A 19755-nucleotide genomic window follows, 5' to 3' on the forward strand; every position below is an offset into this window, starting at 1 on the left:
CGCTGAGCGATAGCGGAGGAAGAGAATCGTGGCCCAGAAGAACCGGACCGTCATCGATCCTCGGCAGGCCGAGCGCCGCCGTTCCCTCATCTACAAAATCGGTGCGGCGGTGGTGCTGATCGTCATCGCAGTCGGCGTCACGTTCTGGGCGATCAACCACAACAAGGACAGCGCCTCGACCACCGGCGGTTCCGACACGCCCACCGTGATGCGGCCGGACGGCTCCATCCGGATCACGAGTGCGCCGGCGGGCACGGAGCCCAAGGTCGTCATCACCACCGTCGAGGACTTCCAGTGCCCCGGGTGCCGTGCCTTCGAGCAGAGCTTCGGCGGCACCCTCGCCGAACTCGAGAAGAACCCGCAGGTCGCTGTCGACTACCACCCAGTCGCATTCCTCGACCGGATGTCGACCACGAATTACTCCAGCCGCGCCATGAACGCGTCCACGTGCGTCGCCGAATCGACCGCCAAGAACGGCGACTGGAGCATCTGGCTCAAGTTCCACAATCTCCTCTTCACCAACCAGCCCGAGGAGGGCGGCGCCGGACTCCCGGACAGCGAACTGATCTCGCTCGCGAAGCAGGCCGGCGCGGAAGGCATCACCGACTGCATCGAGAACAACCAGTTCGGTCAGTGGGTGGCCAAGCAGACCGCCGACACGACAAGCAATCCCGAGTTCCAGGGCACTCCGTGGATCCGCATCAACGGACAGCAGTTCGACCCGCAGGCGGGACCGCAGGGCCTGACCGACGCCGTCAACGCGGCCCTCGCGAAGTAGCCCGCCATGACGGATGAGACGCCGGCCGAGATCGAGGACGGTTCGCCCGTAGTCACGGCGAGCGACGTTGAGACCGCACCGCCCGCCCCCCGGGGCTTCTGGCGAGAGCGTCGCCCGGTGCCCGTGGTGGCCGCCTGGGTGCTGCTGGTGTGCGGTGTTCTCGGGATGGCTGCCGCGGTCGCACTGACGCTCGACCGCATCCAACTGCTCATCGATCCGTCGTTCACGCCCGCGTGCAGCATCAATCCGATCATCTCGTGCGGATCGGTGATGGTGACCGATCAGGGCAAGTTCTTCGGATTCCCGAATCCGCTGCTCGGCCTGCCCGCCTTCGCGGTGATCCTGGTGACCGCCGTGCTGTCGATCGCACGAGTCCGACTGCCACGCTGGTACTGGGCCGGACAGGCCGTCGTCTCGGCACTCGGACAGGTCTTCGTCGGCTACTTGATCTTCCAGAGCCTCTACCGCATTCACGCGCTGTGCCCGTACTGCATGGTGGTGTGGACGCTGATGCCGGTGGTGCTGATCCTCAGCATCTCGCGCGTGCTGCCCGACTCGCGCGGCGGCCGGTCGGCCCGCGAGTGGCTGTGGATCGCGCTGCCCGTCTACTACGTGGTCGTGATCGCCATGATCACCGTCCAGTTCTGGGACTACTGGCGCACGCTGATCTGAGAGCCGCAGAGGCTGTGATAGCACTCGACGCCGAGTCGGTCACGGTCCATCCACGCCGATCCGAAGGTCTTCTCGAGTCCGCCGATCTGGGTACGGTACTCGTTGGTCGCGGCCAGCTTTCCCGCCCACTCCTCATCCGCCAGCGGGAGCAGTGAGGCGACGAGCGCCGAGTCGGTCTCGACCTCCCGGCACCCGTCGGCCTCCGAACACACCGTGTACGGCCGCTCGCACACCGTCACCAGATCGACGCCGGTGCGCTCGCGGCATTCCTGCGCCAACCGATGCGTGCGTCGGTGATCCGGATGACGAGCGGAGGCGGGGTGCGTGACGATCGTCTGAACATCGTGATCCCGAAGCAGTGCCGTCGCCGCGTCGACCGCGTGTCGATAGCGCGTGCGGCTCGACCGCGAGTACTGCACCTCGTAATCGCCCAGGGCGAACGTCGGTACACCCGCCGCTGCACACGCCGCAGCGTGCTCGGCTCTGCGCACGTCGATCACTTCGGCCGGTGTCAGTGCGAGTCCGCAGTAGTAGTCCCACTCGGCGAATACCGGACGGCCCACGAATCTGGCCGCGACCTTCACCGGCAATGAGTTGCGAAGCGCCGGCGGCAGCGATCGTCGACGGAACTCGCCCCATCGACCCCGTGGGCACTCGGTGCACAGGACTATGTCGATGGCTCCGCCGCTCGCATGCGCCATGGCGTGAAAGGCGTCGAAGACGCTGTCGTCGTAGTGTGCGAAGAGGAAGGCACACCTCGCCTCACCGCTCATCACCGCCGCCAGCGACCGCTCTTGGTAATCGCGCTCACTCATCATCGCGCCGACGCTAATGGCCGGTGTGGACCATCAGAATCGGTCGTTCAGCCGGATAATGCGCTGACCAGGCAGGCCAACGGATTTTACAGCAGAGAACCCCCGTGAACTGCGGTTTCCGGCCGATCCGGTGCCGACCTTCTCCGACCTTCCGGAAGCGGCGCGACGAACTTCATCTGATCGCCCGACTCGGCGCGGGCAGATCAGACCGACTCGCCCGCCACCAGTTCCTCGGCGATCAGCGCCGCCGTCGCCATCACACTCGCGTGCGGCCCCGAACGCAGCGGCGCGGGCAGCACCGACCCGTCGGCGACGTGGAGCCCGGGAACGCCGTGAACGGAACCGTCCGGTGCCACGGTCGCCCCCAGCGGGAGCGTCCCCCAGGCATGTGACGACAGCCCGACCACCGGATCCACCGTCACCGATCCCGGCTCGACGAGGCCGTCGAACGCCGGCGAGTGCAGCATCTCCAGCACCTCGTCGACTCCCTCCGACAACCGCTCGAGACCGCCGGCGTCGGGCACACCGAGATCGATCACCACCTCATCGCCCTCGATGCCGATGCGCCCGGTGGTGCCGTGAGTCATGTCCGCGACTCCGATCGGGACGCCCCCGGCTGGAACCCCATCGATGAACGACGCGAAATCATCGCTGTAGCAGCGGATTTCGAGGCCGTCTGCGGTGTGCACCACGGTCGGCAGCAGCACCTGCGTCCGGAGGGAGCGCCGAGCGGCGAAGCGCACCAGCGATTCGGGATGCTCGTACACCGACAGTTCCCCGCCCAGCAGCGGCAGCACCAGCTCTGCCGTGCCCAGCGCGCCCGCGGTGAGCACCACGGTGGCGGCGTCGATGCGCCCGGCGGCGGTGTGCACTCCCGTCACCCGTCCACCCGCAGAGGCCAGCGATATCACCTCGCTCCCGCCCCGGACCGCGGGGGCGAAGGCATCCATCGCCGTCCACCGCCGTAACACTCCCCCGTCGCGGACGCTGTTGCTGCGGACCCGATTCACGCCGACCACCGGCCAAGCGCCCTCGGGTCCCGCGGCCACGCGGGTTCGCCAATAAGTCTCGAAGGCCGAACCCGCCGGACCGAGTTCGCCGTCGAGAACCTCCCGCACGCGCATCACCCCGCCCCCGGCGGCACCGCCGTCGAGCACGTCGAAGGCGTCGTCGATCCGGCTCGCCGGCCACGGCCACGCCGCATAGTCGTCGCGGTGTCCGCGCAGGAAATAGCCGCCGTTGACCGCGGACGACCCGCCGGCGCCATGGCCGCGCACCACATCGCGTCCGCGCCGCTCCCGCACTCGCCGCACGCGCTCGCTTCCCGGCGCGACCGGCAGCCGGCTCATCGCGGTCACCGCCGTAGGCGGAGGTAGGGCATGCCCCGCCTCGAGAAGCAGGGTCTTCCTGCCACCATCGCGCGACAGCCGATCGGCCACCACGCACCCGGCGCTGCCCGCTCCCACGACGACCACGTCGGCGGTCTCGACGGCACGCGCCCGGTGGCCGCTCATCGCCTCACGCGGTCCGTGTCAGCGGGTGACGACAGGCCGCAGCGCCGACCAGTCGCGATTGGTCACCGCACCCTGCCACAGGCCGAGTCCGTAGGCGAAGTCGTCGAGCCGCCGGATCACCGAGTACCCCACCGGTTCCACCATCGGCGACGACGGCTCGGCGATCCGGGATCGCAACCACATCACCGCAGCCTCGGCCACCGCGGCCTCAAGGAACCACCGTCGGAATCGCGACGAGACCACCAGACCGAGCAGCGACAGCGGCCAGTAGTGACGCAGGGCCGCCGACCAGATCTGCAGGACACCGTAGCCCAGCGCTCGGCCGACGTTGCGCGCTGCGATGAGGTCACGCGCCGGCACGCCTGCGAGCGGCTTCCGGATGCGACCGAAGATCCAGCCGGAGACCAGCATCGCCACTCCCAGGCCGATCCTGGTCCGAGTCAGCAGCGACACCACCGCGACCGCCAGCGGAATGCTCGTCATCACCGGAGCGGCCAACCGATCATGCCGACTCGCGAGTTCAGCCGCGCCGGTGCCGTAGAAGCGACGGCGGTCGAGCATCGCCCGGAGCGACTGCCGATGGTCGTGTGCGACGTGCGCGACCGGGTCGTATCGGACCACCCAACCGGCCGCGTGCGTGCGCCAGCACAGATCGACGTCCTCAGCTACACGCAGCGACTCATCGAACCGGGCGAAGGCGGCGCGACGCACCACCATCGCCGCGCTCGGCACGTACGCGATCGGAGTGCCCGGCCGCACCGGGCCCTCATTCGGCCCCATGTCCAGTGAGGAGTACCTGTTCGCGTAGGCCGCCACCGGCGTCCGTCCGTCGCGGCCCGCGGTGTCGCCGAGTCCGACGATCCGCGGTGCGACGATCGCGACCGCGGGGTCGGAGAAGTGACTCAGCAGCATCGTCAGCCACTCACCGCACGGGCGGGTGTCTGAGTCGAGGAAGGCGACGAACTCGGTGTCGGCGGCGTCGAAACCGGCGTTGCGCGCGGCCGCGGGCCCCGCGTTCACCTCCAGCCGGATCACACGGAGGCGTTCGTCGTCGGGAACAGTCATCGGCCGCGACGAGGCATCGTCCACCACGATCACCCGCAGCCCGGGAAGCGCTTCGACGAGTCGGTCCACACCCGCCTGATTGTCGCGCACCGGGATCACCACCGTGACCTCGCACTCCTTGGGTCCGGCCATCGGGCGCGGGTGTGCGATTCCGGCGTCGAGCAGGGTTCGGGCGAGGCTGCGCGTCCCGGCGTCGCTGACTTCGATCCGACCGTCCGCGGAAGTCATTCCCAGCGCTGCATCCGAGAGCTTCAGCACCCGCAGCGGCGAGCCGCCGACCAGGTTGCGGAGGTCGCCGCGCCGAACGCAGCGCGGATCGATCTGGACCTGGAACCCTACCGGGAGGTCGGCGTTCACCGGTGGCGTCACCGAAGCCTCCCCGCCTCGTCGACGTCCCAGGCACGCACCGATTCCGCCAACTGCCCGGCCAGGTCCGCAAGGAGCCGACGACCGAGCGCCGGATTCGCGGCAGTGGGATCGCCGAGCACTCCGGTGGCCGAGACGGCCGCGACGCCACCCTTTCGCATCGGATCGAGCAGTTCGGCGATCGGCGCCGTGTTCCCGGCCGCGAGCAGGTCCCGGCGGACCGACTCCGGCGCGAGGTCCAGTACCACGCTCGTCTCGGTGAGGCCGGCATGCGCGTCGGCCGACGGGAACGCACAGGGAAACCAGGCCGCGTCGCGTCCCTCGTAGCGCAACCGCGCGACGGCGTCCGCGATCGCGTGCGCGTTGCCGCCGTGGGCGTTCACGAACAGCAGCCGACCGGCCCAGCGCATCGCGCTGCGCCCGTACTCGAGAACCAGCAGTCGGAGGGCCTCACGCCCGATCGAGACGGTCCCCGGGAAGCCCTCGTGCTCGCCCGAAGCGCCGTACGAGATCGACGGCGCCACCAGAACATCCGACGAATCATCCAGTGCGGCAACCGCTTCGCGCGACACGGCGTCTGCAATGCGCGCATCTGTGTCGAGCGGCAGATGCGGGCCATGCTGTTCGACAGCCCCGACCGGCACGACTAACGTCGGCTCGGCCCCGACCAGTTCATGCCACGTCCGGGACGCCAATTCGGTCGCCGGTGTCATTGCGACAACGTTACCGACGTGCCCCCTGGCTAGGGAACCGTTGGGGCCCTTTTGCCGGTCTGCGCGCCTCATCCGAACCACTGACACCATCAGTGCGAATCCGGTACACGTGTATAGTGACGACCGCACGTGACCCAGACCACGCCGTCAGGTCGTGGTGATACCTGTGAACGGAGTCCTCCCCGTGTCTACTCCCACCCGCCGGCCGTCCGGACGTTCCGGCCCCCTCGCCGACATCCGCGTCATCGAGTTCGCGGGCATCGGCCCCGGACCGCACGCCGCGATGCTGCTGGCCGACCTCGGCGCCGACGTCGTGCGCGTCCAGCGGCCAGGCGAACTGCCGTCTCCGGAGCGGAACGCCGACGCCCTGCTGCGCGGCCGCCGCGTCATCGAAGCCAATCTGAAGAACCCGGCCGATCGCGAGACCATTCTCAACCTGGTCGCCAAAGCCGATGTGGTCATCGAGGGCTTCCGCCCCGGCGTCATGGAGCGGCTCGGCTTCGGTCCGGACGATCTGCACGCGGTGAACCCCGGGCTGATCTACGGCCGGATGACGGGCTGGGGTCAGGACGGTCCGCGCGCCGACCTCGCCGGACACGACATGAACTACATCTCGCTCACCGGAATGCTGCACGCCATCGGCCGCCCGAACGAGAAGCCGACCCCGCCGTTGAACCTGGTCGGCGACTTCGGCGGCGGCTCGATGTTCCTGGTCATGGGCGTCCTCGCCGCACTGGTCGAGCGTGCCGCCTCAGGTAAGGGCGAGGTCATCGACGCCGCGATGTGCGACGGAGCGTCGGTCCTCGGGCAGATGATGTGGGCCTTCCGCGGCACCGGACTCTGGCAGGACCGGCGCGGAGTCAACCTCCTGGACACCGGCGCCCCGTTCTACGAGGTGTACGAGACCTCCGACGGCAAGTGGATGGCCGTCGGCGCCATCGAACCGCAGTTCTACGCCGAACTCCTGAAAGGTCTCGAACTCGACCCGGCGTCGCTGCCGAATCAGCTCGACACCGCGAAGTGGGGCGAGCTGAAGCAGATCTTCGCCGACACGTTCAAGACCAAGACGCGCGACGAGTGGGCGGCGATCTTCGACGGCACCGACGCCTGCACGTCCCCGATCCTCGACTTCACCGAGGCTCCTCACGATCCGCACCTGGCCGCCCGCGGCACGCTCGTCGAGATCGACGGCGTCACGCAGGCGCAGGTGGCACCGCGGTTCCAGCGATCGGCCACGCAGACCCCCGTCGGCCCCGCACGTGAGGCCACCGACCCGGCGACGGTCTGGCAGGACTGAGACCTACTCCGACTCGGCCCGACGGCCGGGACGCACGACGCACGCCCTCCGGCGTCGTGCGTCCCGGCCGTTTCCGATTGACTAGAACGTGTTACAGTTTGGCTCTCAGGGCATTGTGACGAGAGGCATACCAGCATGGGACAGTTCGACGGTCAGGTCGTCTACATCACCGGCATCGCACGCGGCCAGGGGCGCAACCACGCGGTCCGGTTCGCACGCGAAGGCGCGTCCGTCATCGGCATGGACCTCGCCGGCCCGGTGGCCGACCACATGACCTACCCGCCGTCGACCGCTGACGACCTCGCCGAGACCGTCCGGCTCGTCGAAGAAGCGGGCGGCAAGATCCTCGCGCGGCAGGGCGATACCCGCGACCTCGCCTTCCAGGAGCAGCTCGTGGCCGACGGCGTCGAACAGTTCGGTCGCCTGGACCATGTCGTGGCCAACGCCGGCATTCTCACCTGGGGCCTCACGTGGGAACTGTCCGAGGAGCAGTTCACCGATGTGATCGATGTGAACCTGGTCGGCACCTGGAAGACGTTGAAGGCGTCCATTCCGGCGATCCTGGACGCGGGCAACGGCGGCAGCATCACCATCATCTCGTCCGTCGCCGGCCTCAAGGCGATGCCGGTGCAGGCGTCGTACTCGGCGTCCAAGTTCGGGTTGCGCGGCCTGGCGCAGACCGCCGCCAAGGAACTCGGGCCCAAGCGCATCCGCGTCAACACCGTCCACCCGTACGCGGTGCACACCCCGATGGGGCTCGAAGACACCTCCGCGATGAAGGCCTTCGAGGAGTACGGCATGCACTTCCCGTCAATGCTCGGCCACTACCCGGTCGCCAGCCTCGACGATCTGTCCGACGCCGTGCTGTACCTCTCGACGGCCCAGTCGGTCACCGGCGCCGAGTTCCAGATCGACATGGGTCATTCGAAGGTCTGACTCGATCGCGGCCGGGTCCGCCGAGCATGTCTCATTCGTCTGACATGCGAAGACGGTGTCTGTCAGATCCGTGCCTGCGGTCATCATCGGCGTGAAAACAAACCGGATAACGAACCTGCTATCCTCGTCGATATCCGAGTATCCGACGCCGATGTGAAGTAAGTCTTGAAATCACCGGCTGTCGGGGGCAGCGGTGGGGAGGCGAGGGGTATGCGACGACAGGGGCGGCAACCGGATCAGGCCGACCGATGGCGCGACCGCAAACGCTATCTCTGGCCTCTCGGCATCGTGGCGGCTTTCGGCCCCGGCATCGCGTGGTTGCTGGTTCATTATCTGTCGTGGGGGATCTTCTGGGCCGTCGGTTTCCTCGTTTTCGTGGTACTGATTCCTCTGATCGATCTACTCGTCCGGCTCGATCAAGTGAATCCGCCCGACGAGGTTCTGGCGCGTCTTGAAGCGGACCCGTACTACCGCTGGTGCGTGTACGCCTATCTTCCGGTCCAGTACGCGGGATTCTTCTTCGGCTTCTGGTGTCTGGCGCACGCGCCGATGGCCACCGGTGAGCGCATCGCCATGTCGATGACGATCGCGGTCTCGAGCGCCATCGCGATCAATGTGGCGCACGAACTCGGTCACAAGAAGCCGCGGCTGGAGAAGTCGCTGGCCAAGATCGCGCTCGCTCCCAGCGCATACGGACACTTCTACATCGAGCACAACGTCGGACATCACGTCCTGGTCGCGACACCCGGCGACCCGGCGAGCGCACGGCTGGGCGAATCGCTGTGGGCGTTCTGGCCCCGCGCGATCTTCGGCGGGCTGCGCTCGGGTATCCGGCTCGAGCGCGACCGGCTCCGGCGGCAGGGCAAGGGTTTCTGGACGCTGCGCAACGACGTCGTCCAGACCTGGCTGCTCACCGCGGTGCTGGCAGCGGCCGTCGCGATCGCCTTCGGCCCCGGCGTTCTTCCCTGGTTCGTCCTGCAGGCAGCCATCTCGGCACTGATCCTCGAAGGCGTCAACTACATCGAGCACTACGGACTCCTCCGGCCCGTCGGTGAGAACGGACGTCCGGGAAAGATTCTTCCCGAGCACAGCTGGAACTGCGACTACATCTGCAGCAACCTGTTCCTCTACCATCTGCAGCGCCACTCGGACCATCACGCGAATCCGCGGCGCCGCTATCAAGCGCTGCGGTCGTACGACACCGCGCCGCAGATGCCGGCCGGTTACGCGGCGATGCTGCTGCTGGCACTGATGCCTCCCCTGTGGCGACGCGTGATGGACCCGCGCGTGGTGGCTCACTACCGCGGCGACGTGATGCGCGCCAACGTGCAGCCGTCGCGACGCGAGCGGCTCCTGCGGAGGTTCCCGCCGCCCGCCACCGAACACGGGCTGCCGCGATCGCACCTCCGTCGAAGGGCCGGGAGAAGCCGCGGGGCGTGACGCCGCGGCCCGCGGTCGGCGTCGTCGACACCGTATGGGGTCGGTTCACTCACGCGAAGACGTGACGGCCAGGCGATGACTTGACGACGGTGACTCGGCGAATGTGATCGGCCGGCGGCCCCGATCAGGGCCGCCGGCCGAATCGCCGTCGACGGGTCGCCCCGTGACTCACGCGCCGTGAATCTGCTCGAATCCTTCGGGGATGATCAGGTCGGCTCGCGAGAGATCGGCGACGTCGGATTTACCCAGACCCATCATCGCCGAGTCGACGCCCATGCGAAGCAGGTCGAGGACGTTCTCCACGCCGGTCTGCCCGTTGGCGGCAAGACCCCACAGGTAGGCGCGGCCGATCATGACGGCCTTGGCGCCCAGTGCGAGCGCTTTGACCACGTCGCTGCCGCGGCGGATGCCACCGTCGAGCAGAACGTCGACCTCGTTGCCGACCGCGTCCGCGATCGGTCCGAGGACGCGGATCGTGGCCGGCGTGCCGTCGAGATTGTTGCCGCCGTGATTGGAGACGGAGATCGCGGTGGCGCCGATGTCGACCGCGCGGCGCGCATCGTCGATTCGGGTGATGCCCTTGACCATGAACTCGCCGCCCCACTGCTCACGCAGCCACTGGATGTCCTCCCAGGTGGGCGGCGGAGTGTTCATCCACTGGCCGTAGACGTCGAAGAAGGTCGGTCCCGGCTCGCCCTTGTGCGCGATGTTCGGCGCACTCAGGTCGGGGATGATGAGCTTGCCGTCGCGGAACCAGCTCATCGCGTACCGGGGCTTGGTGATCATCTCAGGCGCCAGCTTGGCTACGGCGTTGAAGTCGACCTGCTCGGGGATCTCCGGGCTGCCCCAGTCGCGCCCGACGTTGAACACCCAGTCGGTGGTGACGATCAGGCCCTTGCAGCCGGCCGCGCGGGCGCGCTCGGCGCGCGCCAGGATGTCCTCACGACTGCCGAGCCAGTAGATCTGGAAGAAGATCTTGTCGTTGACCGCGGTCACTTCCTCCACCGGCTTCGACGCGAAGCTGGACAGTCCCATCGCGGTTCCGCGGTTGGCCGCGGCTCGCGCCACCGCCACTTCGCCGTCGGGATTGACCGCCTGCACACCGGTGGGCGAGATCATCACCGGGAACGGGAGGTCCTGCCCCATGACGCGGGTGGCGAGATTGCGCTCCGGCTTCACCCCGATGACGTGCGGCGAGAACCCGAGCTCCCCGAAGGCGTCCACATTGTCGTTGACGGTGATACCGGCCTGAGTGCCGGCGATCAGCGACGAGTAGACCGTCTTCGGCAACCGCTTCTTGGCTCGACGCTGCGCCTCGCCGATGGTCTCGAACCACGGGTTCTGACGCCACGGGTTCTTCTCCATGAGTTCGGAGAACTTGGACATGATCAGTCTCTTTCCTGCTGTGAATGATGTGAGAGTTCGCGTTGTGCTGGGCGGGCTTGTTGAGCGAGCGTCTCGCCAGGCCAGTTGAACGAGCGCCCTTCTCAGGCCAGTTGAGCGAGCGCCCTTCCCAGGCCAGTTGAGCGAGCGCCCTTCCCAGGCTTGCTGGGCGAGCGCCTCCCCCAGGCCAGTTGAGCGAGCGTCCTTCTCAGGCCAGTTGAGCGAGCGAAGCGAGTCGAAACGGCAAACCGCCCGCGTGCCCGCTGGAAGCTCGCCGATGTTTCGACTCGCTTCGCTCGCTCAACAAGCCTGGGGGAAGACGCTCGCTCAACTGGCGCAAAAGGCAATCGCTCAGGAGCAGCCCGACGACGAGCAGCCGGTCGCGGTGGTCGGCATGAATCCGGCGAGCGGGTTCTCGTCGCAGTCGCGCGACGGCGGGCGCGTCATCAAGGTCAGCGGCACCCCGCGGGAGTGGTCCTTGTTGGCGGTCGGCTTCGACCGTTCGCCGGCCAGCAGCGACTCACCGTAGCCCTGGACGCACTCGGGGTCGGGACCGTCGAGCGGCAGTCCCGTGAAGAACTTCGCCGCCATGCATCCACCGCGGCACGCGTCGTAGTGGTTGCAGCTGGCGCATGCCCCGGCACTCTGCGGTTCCCGGAGCTCGGTGAACAGCTCCGACCGCTGCCAGATCTCCTGGAATCCGCCGTCGGTGGTGATGTTTCCGGCGAGGAAGTTCTCGTGGATCGCGAACGGGCAGGCGTACACGTCGCCCACCGGATCGATGAGGCACACGACCCGGCCGGCCCCGCACAGGTTCAGACCCGGCAGACCGCTGCCACCCGCTCCGGCGAACGCCGAGAGGTGGAAGAACGAGTCTCCGGTGAGCACCCGGTCGCCATGGGCCACCAGCCATTCGTAGAGCTCGCGCTGCTGCTCGGGAAGCGGGTGCAGATCGTCCCACACATCGGCGCCGCGCCCGGAGGGACGCAGGCGCGTGATGCGCAGCGTGGCACCGTACTTGTCGGCCAAAGCCTTGAACTCGTCGAGTTGCGCGACGTTGTGACGGGTCATCACGACGCTGATCTTGGCGTCGCGGAATCCCGCGTCGGCGAGGTTTTCGAGCGCACGGACCGCCATGTCGAACGACCCCGGACCGCGGACGGCGTCGTTCACCTCGGCGTTGGCGCCGTCGAGCGAGATCTGGACGTCGACGTAGTCGGACGCGGCCAGCCGCGCCGCCACCTCCGGAGTGATCCGCAACCCGTTGGTCGAGAACTTCACGCCGACCTGGTGATCGGTCGCGTAGTCGACGAGCTCCCAGAAGTCGGGCCGCACGGTCGGCTCGCCGCCGCCGATGTTGACGTAGAACACCTGCATGCGCTGTAGCTCGTCGATGATCGCCTTGCACTGTTCGGTCGAGAGCTCACGCGGATCACGCTTGCCCGAGCTCGACAGGCAGTGCACGCACGACAGGTTGCAGGCGTACGTCAGTTCCCACGTGAGGCAGATCGGCGCGTCCAGCCCCCGCTCGAACTGGTCGACGAGGCGCCCGACCTTCGGCGGCGCGGGCACCGTCAGCGGCGGCGTGAGGGACGGCATGCCGAGAGCCTCGGCGCCGGGGCGGGATTCCAGGGTGGTCACAGGGTCACTCCTCGGTCGGGTGCGCCGGCGCGGGTCGGGAGGCGGCGTCCGGGGCCTGCCGTTCGATGATCATTCCGGACTCGCTCAGCGCGGAGAGGGCTTGCAGATACAGCGGGCGATCGCCGTCGCCGATGCCGGTCGCGGTCATCGCCGCGTCGGCACTGTCGTGGTCGTCCAGAGACTGGACCAGCCGGACCACCTCGAGGTTCTTCAGAAACGAGAGCTTGCGCGTCCCGAAGTGATACAGCAGCGCGCCGAACGGCTCCGGTCGCAGAGCGACTTTCGGATTCATCCGCCACGCACGCGATACGTCGAATGGGGTACCGCTCCCGGCGGCCGCAGGGCCGCCGGGAACAGTGGTCGATGCCGTCGTCATCAGTAGACGCCACACATCCCGTCGATGGACACTTCCTCCACCAGAGACTCAGCCACGAGATCCTGCTGAGTCGCATTCGCCTGATCGGCCATATGAACCATCCTCCTTCACGAGTACTGATGTGGTTCGCTTCACACCATAATGGCACTGGGTGCAGAATCTCTAGGGGTTGGCGAGAATTGTGCGTCGTAAGATCGTGACCGGCGGTTTCTTGGATCGGAGATGATGAGCGATGACCAGATCTGGGCGTGCGGGAGTGCTCGGCGGCCGGCCGGCCGCAACCACACGCGGCCGACTCAGCGCCATCGCGATCGATCTGTTCACCGAGCACGGCTTCGACGAGACCAGCGTCGACGACATCGCCGCCGCCGCCGGAATCGCCCGCCGCACGCTGTTCCGCTACTACCCGTCCAAGAACTCTCTGGCCTGGGGTGAGTTCAACGAGCACCTCGACGGTCTCCGGGACCTTCTGCGGAACAGTTCCGACGACGTGCCGCTCGGCGCCACCCTCCGCGATGCGCTGATCGCCTTCAACACCGTCCCGGCATCCGAGATCGACAAACATCGCCGCCGGATGGCACTGCTCCTGGGCGTACCGGCGCTCCAGGCCCACTCGATGCTGATGTACCAGGACTGGCGACAGGTCATCGCCGACCACTGCGGTGCCAGACTCGGGCTCGACCCCGCGTCGCACGTTCCGCAGACCATCGCCTGGCAGACGCTGGGCACCGCGCTCGCCGCATACGACCAATGGCTCCTGGACCCGTCGGCCGACCTCACCGACCTGCTGCGATCGGGCAGCCGCATCCTGATCGACGGGGTCGCCTCACTCACGCAGACGTAGCCCGACCGCCCCGGCGGACTCGCCGCCGCACACCCGGCTCCCGCCATCCGGAACGAGGTCTGTGACAGACTTCGAAGCGCTGATATCCTAAATAGAACACGTTTCAGTTTTGCCACGGCCGAGCGCCGGGCCCGATTCCACAGAGAGTCAACCGATGACCGAATTGACCCCGCACAGCGCGCGCAGCGCCATCCTCACCGTCTCCGAGGTGATCGATGAGACCGCCGACGCGCGCAGCATCGTCTTCGACATCCCCGACACCCACCGGGAGAAGTTCGAGGACTACCTGCCCGGGCAGTTCCTGACTCTGCGGATCCCGAGCGATCAGACCGGTTCCGTGGCGCGGTGCTACTCGCTGTCGTCGGCGCCCCGCCACGACAAACTGCCGAAGGTCACCGTCAAGCGCACCGCCGACGGTTACGGATCCAACTGGATCTGCGACAACCTGGAGGCCGGCTCCCAGATCGAGGCACTGCCGCCTTCGGGCGTCTTCACCCCGGCGAACTTCCACACCCCGCTGCTGCTGATCGCAGCCGGGTCGGGCGTCACCCCGGTGATGTCGATTCTGAAGCACGCCCTGCTCACCGGTACCGGTCAGATCACGTTCTTCTACGCCAACCGCAGCGAGAACGACGTGATCTTCGCCGACGAACTGCGCCGGCTGCAGGCCAAGTACCCGGCCCGGCTGACGGTGCTGCACTGGCTCGAATCGGTACAGGGTCTGCCGAGCGACCGCACCCTGGCGACGCTCTTCGCCCCGATGTCGGCCACGCACACCGCGTACATGTGCGGGCCGGGCCCGTTCATGGACGCCGCCCACAGCGCCCTGATCAAGGCCCGCTTCGACAGCAAGAGGGTGCACGTCGAGATCTACAACTCGCTCTCGGGCGACCCGTTCGCGGACGTCGAACTGGGCGAGGTCTCGGCCGAGGAGGCCGCCGCCGCCGCCGAAGTGGAAGTGGAACTCGACGGCGAGACACACACCCTCGCGTGGCCGCGGTCGCGCACCCTGGTCGACATCATGCTGGCCGCCGGACTCGACGCGCCGTACTCGTGCCAGGAGGGCGAGTGCGGTTCGTGCGCCTGCACGCTCGTCGAGGGCACGGTCGACATGGAGGTCACCGGCGCCCTCGATCCCGACGACATCGCCGACGGCTACATCCTCGGCTGCCAGGCCCGGCCCACCGCCGACAAGCTCAAGATCGAGTTCTGACTCGCGGGGAACCGACTCGCGCGACCGGCCCGCCGGAGTCAGGCACTAGACTCGGCCCATGACGAACGAACGTCTGGCCCGCGTCCTGTCGCTCATCCTGCTGGTCCCCGGCGCACTGCATTTCGCCGCGCCGAAGCCGTTCGACGCCATCGTTCCCGATGAGGTGCCCGGCGACGCGCGCGCGTGGACCTATGCCTCGGGCATGGCCGAGATCGGTTTGGGCGCAGCGGTTCTCGCTCCGCGTACCCGACGCACGGCAGCTGGACTGGCAGCGATGCTGTTCATCGCCGTCTTTCCCGCGAACGTGAACATGGTGCGTCTGTGGGTCGACAAGAGCCCGGCGCTGAAGGCTGTCGCATGGGCCCGCCTGCCCCTGCAGGTGCCGCTCATCGCCCTCGCTCTCCTGGTACGACGGGGTGCGCCGCGCCGCGTCGCCGCTGAGTGAGGGGTAGCGTTCCGATCCCGCTCACAGCGAGCGGAAGTGCGCCCTGCGTTCCGTCGACAGTCGTTCCACGGCGTACGACAGCGCGGTGCGGCCCATCGACGAGGCGTTGACCTCCAGATAGCGGAGCAGCGTCTGCTCGTCGGCGCGCTTGCCCGCCTCGCGCAGCATCCAGCCGAACGCCTTCTGGATCAGATCGCGCCGGTCGTCGATCACCAACGGCGCCACCGCCTCGATCTGCTCCCAGCGCCCCGCCCGAATGAACGCGAACGTCGCGACGATACCGGCGCGGCGCTGCCACAGATCGTCCGATGCTGCCCACTCGAGCAATTCCGACCAGTCGCCCGAGCGCAGGCACCGATCCCCGAGGATCGCGTACGCGGAGACGTCGACCAGATCCCAGTTGTCCACTCGACCGCCGCGCACGGCGTCCCGATAGACGTCCACCCACCGTTCGGGATCGCCGCTCTCGCGCGAGTAGTTGTCGGCCAGAATCAACAGTGCGAGGTGACGGACCTCGTGGGTCCGGTCGCCGAGGAGGTCGACGATCACCGACCGCGGAAGTCCACGCAGACTCCGGGCCAGGGCCCGAAGCTTCGGCACCGGCACACCGGCGAAACGATCGCCTTCTCCGTACTGGCCCGGTCCGGTCTTGAAGAATCGCTGCGACGACGCCGCGCGCTCCGGATCCCCGAGCGCCTCGACGGCCGAGACGATCTCAGAGGCACCGGAGTCGGCGTTCATCCGCCGAGCAGCGTGGAGATCGGCGTAGGGGTGAGCAGGAACTGTCGTGCCTTCATCAGCTTGCCCACTCGGCCGGCGCCGACGACGCCGGTCAGCAGCCCCTCCCGGCTGTAGTACGCCAAGAACTTGCGGCCGTCGTCGTCCACCAGATGCACCTCGTCGTCCGGGCGCGGCGTGCCGAGCATCTGGAACTTGAGCCCGTACTGGTCACTCCAGAAGTACGGCACTGTCAGATGCGGGATCGCGTGACCCAACAGGTGCGCGGCCACCATCGCGGCCTGATCGACCGTGTGGGTCCAGTGCTCGACGCGGTGGCCGTGACCGTCCACGTCGTGCCAGTTGGCGCAGTCGCCGAGGGCGTACACGTCCGCCACCCCGGTGCGGCCGACACCGTCGCACGCGACGCCGCCTCCGGCCGCACGGTCCGCGAGTTCGATACCCGATCCTTCGAGATACTCCAGCTCCGGGTAGCCGCCGATGCCGACCACGATCAGATCCGCGTCCACCCGGCTGCCGTCGGACAGGACGACGCCCGCCGCGCGGCCGTCCTCCGTCACGATCTCGTCGACGCCCACGCCCACCCGCAGGTCGACCCCGGCCTCCACGTGAAGGCGGGTGACCATCTCACCGATCCGGGGGCCGAGCGGCCCCGAGAGCGGCGCCGGCGTGGGTTCCACCAGAGTCACCGAGATGTCCATCGAGTGCAGACTCGCGGTCACCTCGCAGCCGATGAACCCGGCGCCGATCACGACCGCGCGGCTCGCCGACGTCGCTTCCGCCCGCAGTGCCAGCGCGTCCTCGACGGTCCGGATGACGTGCACTCCGGCGACGCCCTCCGACCCCGGGAAGCGCCGTGCGGCCAGCCCGGTCGCCAGGACCAACGTGCCGTACGGCAACGGCTCGACGGTTCCGTCGCATTCCACGGAGACCGTGTGGGACGTCGGGTCGACGGCGACCACCCGGGTACCGGTGCGCAGATCGATGTCCGAGTCCCGGAAGAACTCCGCGGGCTTGAGGTCGACGCGTTCGTCGTCGCCGGTGAGGACGGTCTTCGACAACGGCGGACGGTCGTAGGGCGGATGCTGCTCGGCCCCGAGCAGCGTGATCGGCCCGTCGTATCCGCCGTTGCGCAGGTTCTCCGCCAGGCGGACCCCGCCGAGTCCCGCCCCCACGACCACCACTGGTGCCTCGACCACTGCGTCACATCCCAATCTCATTGCGGCGAAACGTTCTCCACCCGCGACAACCGCCAAACATCGCCCACTCTAGTGACCGTGGCCCATCGTGCGATACCCGTTCTCGTCGGATAGTCCTGTTGTTTGCCCACCGTCACTTCCTGAGTGGCGAACACCAGCACCGACATCTGTTCGTCGTGCCGCTCCCCCGGAGCCGCGCTCGAGATGGTGGTTCGCATCGAGACCTTCGCGGAGACCGCGTCGGGAAAGACCACGTCGGGGCCGCGAGCAGCATAGTCTGCGGCCAGCGCGCCAGTCAGGTGTTTCTGGACTTCGGCACGCTGCGCGGCGGAGTCGTCCGGGGTGAAGGTCATCAGAGCCGCCACGCCCTCGGACGCCGCACGCACGGCCGTATGGTCCGGTACGGCGGGTTCGGCACGCGATTGCACTCCGACGATCCATCCGACGACCGCGACCACCAGCGCCGCGACCGTCACCAGCGCCCACGCCGTCTGCCACCGACGGTCACCGGGCACCTGCGCCCGCCACCGCGACCAGGGGCCCGACCCGGCCGCTGGACGCTCGGGTTCGGCGACGGCACCCACGCCCGCGTCGTCCCTCGAGTGAGTTCCCATCAGGACACCGCCTCCGTCTGCTGCACCAGCCAGTGCCCGTCGACCTCGGCCATCGTCACGCTGACGCCGACCCGGCTCTGCGACGGATCACCGCCGATCAGTTCCGGGCTGGTGGCCTGCGCGACCACCAGCACCGACGTCTTGCCGTCCTCGGTACCCACGACGCCCGAGGAGAGGATCTGACCGGAACTGGGGCGCGGCTGCGACGCCACCGTCGACTGGAGTTGCTCGCGGGCGCCCTGAATCCGGATCCGCTGGTCGCCGGTGCTGACTGCCAGGATGTCGCCGACATATCGGTCGGCGTGCGCCGGATCGGAGGTGAGCATCGTGACGATCGCGTGCTCGGCGGCCTCGCGCGCCGCCTGCTCCTCGCTCGCCGAAGTAGCCATCGAGTCCGCCGAACTGTGCGCCCACCAGCCCACGCCGATGAGTCCGAGCGCGGCGATCACCGCGGCGACCACAGCCAATCGGACCCCCGCGGCCCGGCGATGGGAGCGCCTGACCAGCGCGGGTTCAGCGGCCGCCCGCGCCAGCCGCTCCGACCGGACGGCTTGGTCGTACCGCTCGCGGGCCTGCTGCAGTCGTCGGGTGTCGGCGGCGTCGTCGGTCACTGCAGTTCCTCCAATCCGCTCAGCAGCCAGCGGTCGTCGGAGCGGACGTACGACGCCTGGACCGCCTTGGTTCTGCTCTCACTGTGCCCGCTGCGCGAGGTCACCGTGACCTGCACGATCACCAGCGCCTCTCCCGCGTCACCGTCGGCCCAGGAGACGGCGACGTTCTGCGGAACCCAACTCACCGACGCGGTGCCGTCGGGCGGAGGCCCGTTCAGTGCGGGGCCCGACGCGATCGACAGCGGTGGCGCCACCAGGCTGCGCGCGGTCTTCCGGTCGCCGGCCCAGGTTCGCGAGTCGACGGAGAAGACGTCGGCGACGATGGTTCCGGCCTTCTCCTGCAGCGTCTGCCGCGCCTGCGCGGCGTCCCGCTGTTCAGCGTGGTCGTCGAGGCCACTGATACAGAAGATCAACCCCGCGGTGAAGACGACGGCGGTCACGCCGAGTCGGAGCACCGTTCCCCACGTCGACATCGGCTTCTCGAGATAGGTGAGGAAGCGGTTCACGGAACCATCACCAACCCGTCGACCTTGAGGTCTCCGTCTTCGGGGACCAGGCTGACGACCAGGCGCAGGTTCTGCAGCGGGGCCGCGTCCTGCTCGGTGTCACGGTCGCCGACCTGGACACTGGCGGCGACCATCACCTCGGCGCCGTCGGCCGAACTGGACTGCACGGCGGCCGCGTCGATGCGGCCCTGGCCGTGGGCGCCGGAATCCTTGACGTATGAACTGTAGGCGTCCGCCGACTGCGCGAACGCGTCGTGAAAGGAGCCGGTGGCACCGGCGAGGATGCGCTTGGCACGCGCGGGGTCGTTCGCGTCGACGTCCAGCAGCAGTTCCACCTCGGCCGTCGCCGCTTTCAGGTAGTCCTCGTCCGAATACCGCTGGGGTGCTGCCGCCGCGTACCAGATTCCGGCCCCCGCAGCTGCGAGCGCGAGGACGGCGACCGTCGCGAGAATCCACCGCGTGCGGCGCGACATCCGCGAACGCAACCCGGCCGACGCCTCGGCCTCCGCCAAATCGTCACGCGCACTGCGCAGTTCGCTGCGCGCGCGCCTCCATTGTCTGAGGCGGTCGTCTGATCTGAACCCCACCC

At 68.2% G+C, this 19755-nt stretch carries 22 protein-coding genes; 8 read left to right on the plus strand and 14 right to left on the minus strand.

All coding sequences use genetic code 11. The annotated features are described in order from the left end of the window. Positions 1 to 28: 28 nt before the first annotated feature. On the plus strand, positions 29 to 778 hold the full coding sequence (locus tag ACZ5QD_RS10600; protein ID WP_433821043.1) for a DsbA family protein: 750 nt from the start codon (positions 29 to 31) through the stop codon (positions 776 to 778). A gap of 6 nt (positions 779 to 784) precedes the next feature. Beyond that, entirely contained in the window at positions 785 to 1450 is a 666-nt protein-coding gene (locus ACZ5QD_RS10605; protein WP_006895659.1) for a vitamin K epoxide reductase family protein, read from the plus strand. Here ACZ5QD_RS10605 and ACZ5QD_RS10610 read toward each other — a convergent pair. From ACZ5QD_RS10610 to mftE, 4 genes are all read right to left on the minus strand, one after another. Next, complete coding sequence (locus tag ACZ5QD_RS10610; protein ID WP_006895660.1) at positions 1429 to 2268, minus strand: PIG-L deacetylase family protein; 840 nt, start codon at positions 2266 to 2268, stop codon at positions 1429 to 1431. The two genes, ACZ5QD_RS10605 and ACZ5QD_RS10610, sit on opposite strands and share 22 nt — an antisense overlap. Before the next feature lie 200 nt (positions 2269 to 2468). After that, positions 2469 to 3779, minus strand: coding sequence for a mycofactocin system GMC family oxidoreductase MftG (gene mftG / locus ACZ5QD_RS10615; RefSeq protein ID WP_464366726.1), 1311 nt, complete (start codon positions 3777 to 3779; stop codon positions 2469 to 2471). An 18-nt stretch (positions 3780 to 3797) separates the two neighbouring features. Next, positions 3798 to 5213, minus strand: coding sequence for a mycofactocin biosynthesis glycosyltransferase MftF (gene mftF, locus ACZ5QD_RS10620; protein WP_006895662.1), 1416 nt, complete (start codon positions 5211 to 5213; stop codon positions 3798 to 3800). Beyond that, positions 5210 to 5923: a mycofactocin biosynthesis peptidyl-dipeptidase MftE gene (mftE, locus tag ACZ5QD_RS10625; RefSeq protein WP_039867067.1), complete on the minus strand. Its 714-nt coding sequence runs from the start codon at positions 5921 to 5923 to the stop codon at positions 5210 to 5212. The genes mftF and mftE overlap by 4 nt, the downstream gene beginning before the upstream one ends. Positions 5924 to 6107: 184 nt before the next feature. Here mftE and ACZ5QD_RS10630 point away from each other — a divergent pair, with 184 nt between their 5' ends. The 3 genes from ACZ5QD_RS10630 (at position 6108) to ACZ5QD_RS10640 (ending at position 9596) form a co-directional block, all read left to right on the plus strand. Next, positions 6108 to 7220 (plus strand): CaiB/BaiF CoA transferase family protein, encoded by a 1113-nt coding sequence (locus ACZ5QD_RS10630; RefSeq protein WP_045536410.1) that lies wholly within the window; start codon positions 6108 to 6110, stop codon positions 7218 to 7220. A 135-nt stretch (positions 7221 to 7355) separates the two neighbouring features. After that, positions 7356 to 8156, plus strand: coding sequence for a mycofactocin-coupled SDR family oxidoreductase (locus tag ACZ5QD_RS10635; protein WP_006895665.1), 801 nt, complete (start codon positions 7356 to 7358; stop codon positions 8154 to 8156). A 210-nt stretch (positions 8157 to 8366) separates the two neighbouring features. Next, entirely contained in the window at positions 8367 to 9596 is a 1230-nt protein-coding gene (locus tag ACZ5QD_RS10640) for an alkane 1-monooxygenase (RefSeq protein ID WP_464366727.1), read from the plus strand. Positions 9597 to 9764: 168 nt separating this feature from the next. Here ACZ5QD_RS10640 and mftD read toward each other — a convergent pair whose 3' ends face one another. The 4 genes from mftD to mftA form a co-directional block, all read right to left on the minus strand. Beyond that, positions 9765 to 10982 carry a pre-mycofactocin synthase MftD gene (gene mftD / locus ACZ5QD_RS10645; RefSeq protein WP_222111227.1) on the minus strand — a complete coding sequence of 406 codons (1218 nt, stop codon included), beginning with the start codon at positions 10980 to 10982 and terminating at the stop codon, positions 9765 to 9767. A 348-nt stretch (positions 10983 to 11330) separates the two neighbouring features. Further along, positions 11331 to 12620, minus strand: coding sequence for a mycofactocin radical SAM maturase (gene mftC, locus ACZ5QD_RS10650; RefSeq protein WP_006895668.1), 1290 nt, complete (start codon positions 12618 to 12620; stop codon positions 11331 to 11333). Positions 12621 to 12624: 4 nt separating this feature from the next. Beyond that, positions 12625 to 12996 (minus strand): mycofactocin biosynthesis chaperone MftB, encoded by a 372-nt coding sequence (gene mftB / locus ACZ5QD_RS10655; protein ID WP_006895669.1) that lies wholly within the window; start codon positions 12994 to 12996, stop codon positions 12625 to 12627. Beyond that, positions 12996 to 13088: a mycofactocin precursor MftA gene (mftA, locus tag ACZ5QD_RS10660; protein ID WP_101841532.1), complete on the minus strand. Its 93-nt coding sequence runs from the start codon at positions 13086 to 13088 to the stop codon at positions 12996 to 12998. Before mftA ends, mftB begins: the two co-directional genes overlap by 1 nt. A gap of 140 nt (positions 13089 to 13228) precedes the next feature. Between mftA and mftR the strand changes: the two genes are divergently transcribed. The 3 genes from mftR to ACZ5QD_RS10675 all read left to right on the plus strand — a co-directional run bounded on the left by mftR (position 13229) and on the right by ACZ5QD_RS10675 (position 15498). Next, a complete protein-coding gene (gene mftR, locus ACZ5QD_RS10665; protein ID WP_222111226.1) occupies positions 13229 to 13840 on the plus strand; it encodes a mycofactocin system transcriptional regulator in 612 nt (203 codons plus the stop codon). A gap of 154 nt (positions 13841 to 13994) precedes the next feature. Beyond that, a complete protein-coding gene (locus tag ACZ5QD_RS10670; RefSeq protein WP_006895671.1) occupies positions 13995 to 15053 on the plus strand; it encodes a ferredoxin--NADP reductase in 1059 nt (352 codons plus the stop codon). Positions 15054 to 15111: 58 nt separating this feature from the next. Then, positions 15112 to 15498, plus strand: a complete 387-nt coding sequence (locus ACZ5QD_RS10675) for a DoxX family protein (protein WP_464366728.1) — start codon at positions 15112 to 15114, stop codon at positions 15496 to 15498. Between the two features lie 21 nt (positions 15499 to 15519). Here ACZ5QD_RS10675 and ACZ5QD_RS10680 read toward each other — a convergent pair whose 3' ends face one another. The 6 genes from ACZ5QD_RS10680 to ACZ5QD_RS10705 are packed head-to-tail and all read right to left on the minus strand — an operon-like array spanning position 15520 to position 19753. After that, positions 15520 to 16239 (minus strand): DNA alkylation repair protein, encoded by a 720-nt coding sequence (locus ACZ5QD_RS10680; RefSeq protein ID WP_006895673.1) that lies wholly within the window; start codon positions 16237 to 16239, stop codon positions 15520 to 15522. Further along, entirely contained in the window at positions 16236 to 17435 is a 1200-nt protein-coding gene (locus tag ACZ5QD_RS10685; RefSeq protein WP_433821052.1) for an NAD(P)/FAD-dependent oxidoreductase, read from the minus strand. The genes ACZ5QD_RS10680 and ACZ5QD_RS10685 overlap by 4 nt, the downstream gene beginning before the upstream one ends. A gap of 17 nt (positions 17436 to 17452) precedes the next feature. Then, positions 17453 to 18049, minus strand: coding sequence for a hypothetical protein (locus ACZ5QD_RS10690; RefSeq protein WP_433821054.1), 597 nt, complete (start codon positions 18047 to 18049; stop codon positions 17453 to 17455). Next, positions 18049 to 18660, minus strand: coding sequence for a hypothetical protein (locus ACZ5QD_RS10695; protein WP_346075095.1), 612 nt, complete (start codon positions 18658 to 18660; stop codon positions 18049 to 18051). The genes ACZ5QD_RS10690 and ACZ5QD_RS10695 overlap by 1 nt, the downstream gene beginning before the upstream one ends. Further along, positions 18657 to 19166, minus strand: a complete 510-nt coding sequence (locus ACZ5QD_RS10700; RefSeq protein ID WP_006895677.1) for a hypothetical protein — start codon at positions 19164 to 19166, stop codon at positions 18657 to 18659. The genes ACZ5QD_RS10695 and ACZ5QD_RS10700 overlap by 4 nt, the downstream gene beginning before the upstream one ends. Beyond that, the gene (locus tag ACZ5QD_RS10705) at positions 19163 to 19753 is read right to left on the minus strand and encodes a hypothetical protein (protein ID WP_006895678.1); all 591 of its coding nucleotides are present in this window, start codon (positions 19751 to 19753) and stop codon (positions 19163 to 19165) included. The genes ACZ5QD_RS10700 and ACZ5QD_RS10705 overlap by 4 nt, the downstream gene beginning before the upstream one ends. Positions 19754 to 19755 lie beyond the last annotated feature (2 nt).

This window comes from Gordonia sp. J1A (assembly GCF_055393515.1).